A 5967-nucleotide genomic window follows, 5' to 3' on the forward strand; every position below is an offset into this window, starting at 1 on the left:
AAACTCAGAAATCACAGGCCAGGCACATCCATCAACAGTTCTTCGATCCCTCCAGGTTGAATCGTTGAGAGGACCTTCGCACGGTTCCGAAGGTGTCGTCGCCTCGAGAAAAAGGTCGAGGCAGCACTTGAAGCTTCCCAAGTATGGCTCATTGTCGCCCATATCCGCAAAATTCTGCAAAAAATCACTCAAACCGCTTTTTTGCGACACGCTTTTAATTCGACGAAACAAGACACAGAACAGAACAGAACAGAACAGAACAGAACAGAACAGAACAGAACACGTAGAGCATTTGCAAACAATAAGGTAAACTACCGATTGATATCTAATTCCTTGGATGTGTGCTCTTATTATGTCTTTAGATAGTATTTTTGATCCCAACCTGAAGATTGCCGTTCTTATCCCATGCTACAATGAAGAGGTTTCAATCGCGCAGGTAATTAGTGATTTTCGAGTAGAATTACCGAATTCTTTAATTTATGTATACGACAACAATTCCAGTGACCGGACTATACAGGTTGCTCGTGAAGCTGGCGCCATTGTCCGGACAGAGCGTATGCAAGGAAAGGGGCATGTTATTCGACGCATGTTTGCGGATATCGATGCTGATTACTATGTGCTCGTTGATGGCGACGCGACCTATGAGGCCGCTTCAGTTTCCGCTATGCTGGATGCGGCCCTGACCGAAGGGCTGGATATGGTGAATGGCGCTCGCGTGACGGATCGAGAAGCCGCTTATCGCCCTGGTCATGTATTGGGTAATAAAGTGCTCACTGGCTTGGTAACAGCGGTGTTTGGCCGACGTCTTTCCGATATGCTTTCTGGTTATCGTGTGTTTTCGCGACGTTTTGTAAAGTCCTTTCCGGCTCTCTCCAGCGGGTTCGAGACAGAAACAGAATTTACCGTTCATGCGCTGGAACTAGGTCACGTTGACAAAAGGTCTATACGATCTGGGTGAGATCTGATTCACTTTGTTTCTGTGGGATAGCAGACAGAGAAAACAGGCATGGCACGAGGCGATCTGACGGATCATGAATGGGCGGTGATTGGTCCGCTTCTGCCGCCTGAGCGCGGACGTTGGGCCCGACCAGCCGGAGACAACCGCCGGTTTCTCAATGGCATGCTGCATGTCCTGCGCGTCGGTTGTCCATGGCGGGATATGCATGAGCGCTATGGCAAGTGGAACTCCGTTTATGTCCGGTTTCGCCGTTGGGCTGAACAGGGCGTGTGGGATGCCCTGCTGCAAACCCTGGTAGACCTCGGCCTGACCAATAACTGGCAGCATATGCTCGACAGCACCGTAGTCCGTGCCCATTCACAGGCTACGGGCGCAAAAGGGGGGCTCATTCGGAGGCTTTTGGTCTATCACGCGGCGGCTTTACGAGCAAAATCCATGCCCGATGTGACAATCAGGGACGCCCTCTCGGCTTTGTCCTTACCGGAGGCCAGGTCTCGGATTACAAAGCCACAGACGCCCTGATGAAGCTACCTGTCCCGAACCCCAAAGCCATGCTGGCCGACCGGGGCTATGACAGTGACAGTTTCCGCCAGGAACTGCTGTTCCATGGGATCCTGCCGATTATTCCATCACGCAAAGGCCGCAACGCTCCACAGAAAACAGACTGGCGGCGTTACAGAGACCGCAATCGCATTGAGCGGATGTTCAACAGGCTCAAGCAGATGCGCCGTATTGCAACCCGATACGACAAAACCGCCCTGTCCTTTATGAGTTTCCTCAATATCGCCGCCGCAAAACTCTGGATTAACTCTTTTGTCAACACGGCCTAGGCATGCCAATTGGCGAGATATCAACGAGTTACATCGAACGTCTCCCAGGATCCACTTCAAAGTTGAGCACCTATTCTGATGGGGTAATTATCCTAAAAACAATTATAAATCTGATAAAGCAAGAAAGGCCATTAGTATTTTTTTCAATTTTTGCATTTATTTTTGCGGCAATCGGTGTAATTCTTGGCATCCCTATTATAATAAATTATATCGACACAGGATTTGTTCCACGTCTTCCTACTGCACTTTTGGCCGCAAGCTGCATGATTATTTCTGCATTGTCTATGGTATGCGGACTAATACTGGACAGTGTAACTTTAGGCCGACGTGAACAGAAGCGAATGCATTATCTCGCACTACCTGCTCCCAAACAGATTACTGAAAAATGATATAAAACGACTTCATCTAGTTTTTTCTTTTTCGCCACGAAAGATCAATATGAATTTTTCCGACAGGCAGAATTACTGCGTACGGCGTTATATTTTGGCTATCGGGATGACTCTCCTGACTGTCATATATTTTTTAGGATATTTACATAATCCTGCACGCCCTTCACCAAGCGCGCCTTTTCCAGAAGGGTGGTGGGGCTGGTTCGATCAGTCAAAGTATCTCCAGTCGGCTCAAGCACTGGCACATCTTGACTTGTCACCTTCCAGTCATTGGTATCCTCTCGGATATGCCATTTTAGGGGCCCCTTTTGTTTGGATGGGAAATCACGTCTATCTGATACCTGATCTTTTATGTCTTCTTATAACCGCCGGTGGAATTGTCTTCTTTGCAGAAGGTCTGGGTATTTCGACCTTTACAGGAATGCTAATTGCCATTGGAACAACCATGTTCCCAAGTCAGATTTTAAGTGTATGGGTCGAACCTTGGAATACAACACTCTCTGCAGCACTTATCTGGTGGTCCTTGGCTCTAGGCACTCGACTGACTTTGCTGAGAAACGAAGGAAGCCTGACGGCACATCGTATTCCGTTATTCATCCTGCTTGGAGCATTGCTAATCCTCATTCCTGTCACCCGGCCGACAGATATTCTGATTTCTGCAACGGTGGCAGGATGTTGTTTTTTGACTGCATTATGGAATCGGGAACTACGAATACAAGAATTTTTCGCCGCTATTGCAGGCGCCCTTTTTGTATTTGTAATAATTTCTACTCTCTATCTTCAGATCTACGGGTTTCGGCCATCAGATTACATGATCCATTCAAAGCAGCTCGGCTTTCGAACGGATCTTCTGTGGTGGAAAACATATTTGCTTATGGTAACACCACGCCCGTGGTTTCCTGATGGCGAAGGCCTGCTGGAGCGTATGCACTGGCTATTTTTCGGCATTACGGGCATTGCCATGCTGCCTTGGGTTGTTCGTAGTCGCAACGATCTGCCTTATGTCCTATTGGCTGTACTATGTATTTCTTACAGTCTGTTGTTCTTTTCCTACATTGATCTAATTCCGGGCGGCCTGTGGCGTTATAATAACGTTCATTATTTCAAGTGGCTTTTCCCCGCCATGGGGTTTCTGGCCTGGCATGGCTTACGCATACTCTTTTCGTCGCGATGGCGGATGGCAGTTGCTGTTATGGGAAGTGTATTTCTGGTATCCTGTCTTCGCATTCTGCCAGTACAAGTTCCCAATGGAGCTTCGCATGCCTGGATGCTGACCCTGCATGAGCCCCCTCCTGCATGGCCTGATAGCTATTTCCGCGACTTCACTATTAAAGATCAAGACGGTCACTTGGTTAATATTCGCGACTTCCGCTCACTTCCCGATTCACAAGGAGAGCGGTGGATTGCGCTTGCACGACCATTCGATGGTGAAGTCCACAACCTTACGATAACCAATCCATCTCATATTCCATTCGTCTCTTGGGATATGAAACTGGTTCTACGTCCCGATCCATGTTGGCTGAGGCCATATGCCTGCCGCTACAAAGCACCCCTTCCCTAAGTCCCTGGGAGCAACGGGGAAAGCATTCCCCCTTGCCTGCTGCTCAATAGATAGCCATTGGGCACTGCTAGCTCCCGCGTTTTTTTGCCTTTGAAACTTTTGAAAAATTCTAGGCTTTTCAGCCAACTAGAAGCCGAACGCGTCGACGGATGGCTTCTAGTTCCTGCGGGGGCACCTTCCCCTTAAGTTTCGCATTCCGAACACGCCAATCAAGGCTTCTCACCGCGTTAGACAAAACGACACTCGCTGCCTTGCCAGCGATCGCCTCTTCAAGCGGATAGCCTTTGATTTTCGTGGCCGTTGGATAACAGAGCATCCCGCCTGCCTTCGCTTTATAGCTGGCAGGACCCAGTACAATAGCAGGACGGTGCCCTGCCCGCCCTCTGCTAGCCTGTGAGTCAAATTCAAGCCAGACAATCTCCCCGCAATGTGGAACCCATGCGCCTTTGCTTTTTCCACTCACCAGACTTCACCGCCTACAGCAGGCCCATAGCTGGCTTCTTCGCGTCGATTAGGGCCATCTGTCATAGCGTGTTGCAACGCGTCGCCAGCCCTTGAGGCATCCAAACATGATTTCGATGCGGTTGCAGCGTTTGTATTTCTATTTCTAGTATCTGATGAGCATTGGTTGGAATTTCTGCCTTGGAATGCGGGGGTTGATACTCTTCCCTTCCAGTGCGTCCCTGAACCAGTCAGCGTCATAACCGCAGTTTGCCAGAAGCAATTCTGCCTTAGGAGGCAGTCCACCAAAGCCGTTGCCCCTGTACAATCACTGATCTGACCTGCAGTCATGAGTAAACTTAAAGGACGGCCGTTCGCATCGGTGATAGCATGAAGTCGGGTTTTCATGTCGCTTTTGTGCGGCCGATCAAGCGGTCCACATCCTCTTTTTTACCGGTAGACCGGAAAGCCGTACGGTGCGCCATCTGCTAGCGCTCATGGACAAAGCTTGACGGGTCTGCACGAGATTGATTCAACGCTGCCATTTGGAGATGGCTTTGGACGAGACGATCGGGACGACGGAGGCAGAATGGGCGCTGATCGCTCCTCTTCTGCTGTCTGAGACGGGGCGCGGTTGCCGTCCTGCTGTAAATAACAGTCGGTTCTTCGACGGCATGATAGTGCTGGCTCGGCCGAGGCGCTTGGCCGATCACTGGGAGGGTTCACAACCAAACTCCATGCCCGCTGCGACGCACGCGGCCTCCCGCTCGCCTTCGTCCTGCCGCCCGGACAAGCGCACGATCAGCAGCGCTTTGGGCCATTGTTCCAAGCCATCAGCGGTCGTCTCGACAAGCTTCTGGCGGATCGTGGCTACGACGCCGACCAGATCCGGGCCGACATCGCCTACGCCGGCGCCCGTCCGGTGATCCCGGCCAAACGCGGGAGGCAAACCCCCGCCAGCCACGATCGTCATGCCTACAAGCTGAGAAACCGTATCGAGCGCATGTTCAACAGGCTTAAGAACTGGCGGCGTGTCGCCACCCGATACGACAAAACCGGCCAGCCCTACCTCGGCTTCGTCTCTATCGCCTCAGCCTTCCTTTGGATCAGCTTTATCTACGGGCGCCAGTCCGCCAGCCAGAACAAATCACTCAGGTTTATGCATGTTTCAAACTCAGCATGTAGACGTCAAAACAACGAGGTCGTATGGATAATAACTTCTACGAAGCCTATCAATGCGCTGTGCTGCCTTACTGGTTAAGGCTGTAGCTGGGCGATGCTGCCGGTTCACTTTGGATCCAAGCAGTCAGCCGCAAACTCAGTCCGTAGAGTGGGGTAATTGATAGCCAGAGTATCAACCCCTCTCATACAAAGGCACATAATTATAACGCGGGCAAGGAGATCGTTGGTCGACAACGCCATATCGTAGTCGATATGGATGACCGACTAATACTGGTCGTGCGGGATATTTCAGACATTGCATTAAGGACATATGATCCTAGACGCTGGTTATGGGTGAAGCACCTGTTAGCCGATGGCGCCGCTTGTGACATCTTCCGGTTGATGGACAAGGTTGCCTTTCTCGATTGCACAGTCGGAATTATCCGACGGTCAGATGCGACAAAAGGGCGCTCATTCTCACGATTGTTTAATTCTGAGGGGAAATAACTGAAACGCTTTTTGCTTCAACCTTCGCAAGAAGAAAAAGTATTTGTTTTCAAATTAATCTGGATCTTATTTTCATGGTTGCGTATTGTCACCTGAAATTATATTTGCCAGTATTTATAA

General features: G+C 50.1%; 3 protein-coding genes and 4 pseudogenes. 5 read left to right on the forward strand and 2 right to left on the reverse strand.

Annotated elements, in window-relative coordinates:
- Positions 1–352: 352 nt before the first annotated feature.
- The 4 genes and pseudogenes from ABF979_RS16080 to ABF979_RS16095 all read left to right on the forward strand — a co-directional run.
- A pseudogene (locus ABF979_RS16080) lies at positions 353–922 on the forward strand (glycosyltransferase family 2 protein); the annotation flags it as partial.
- A gap of 84 nt (positions 923–1006) precedes the next feature.
- Positions 1007–1788: pseudogene (locus tag ABF979_RS16085) on the forward strand (IS5 family transposase).
- A gap of 62 nt (positions 1789–1850) precedes the next feature.
- Positions 1851–2177 carry a hypothetical protein gene (locus ABF979_RS16090; protein WP_415560708.1) on the forward strand — a complete coding sequence of 109 codons (327 nt, stop codon included), beginning with the start codon at positions 1851–1853 and terminating at the stop codon, positions 2175–2177.
- 49 nt (positions 2178–2226) lie between these two features.
- A complete protein-coding gene (locus ABF979_RS16095; protein WP_415560709.1) occupies positions 2227–3738 on the forward strand; it encodes a hypothetical protein in 1512 nt (503 codons plus the stop codon).
- A gap of 118 nt (positions 3739–3856) precedes the next feature.
- On the opposite strand, the gene mazF is transcribed toward ABF979_RS16095, so the two are convergent.
- Positions 3857–4201, reverse strand: a complete 345-nt coding sequence (gene mazF, locus ABF979_RS16100; RefSeq protein ID WP_415560710.1) for an endoribonuclease MazF — start codon at positions 4199–4201, stop codon at positions 3857–3859.
- 48 nt (positions 4202–4249) lie between these two features.
- Positions 4250–4661, reverse strand: a pseudogene (locus ABF979_RS16105) (transposase); the annotation flags it as partial.
- 212 nt (positions 4662–4873) lie between these two features.
- Here ABF979_RS16105 and ABF979_RS16110 point away from each other — a divergent pair.
- A pseudogene (locus ABF979_RS16110) lies at positions 4874–5440 on the forward strand (IS5 family transposase); the annotation flags it as partial.
- Between the last annotated feature and the right edge of the window lie 527 nt (positions 5441–5967).

The organism is Gluconobacter sp., from assembly GCF_047723935.1.
Taxonomy (GTDB): Bacteria; Pseudomonadota; Alphaproteobacteria; order Acetobacterales; family Acetobacteraceae; genus Gluconobacter.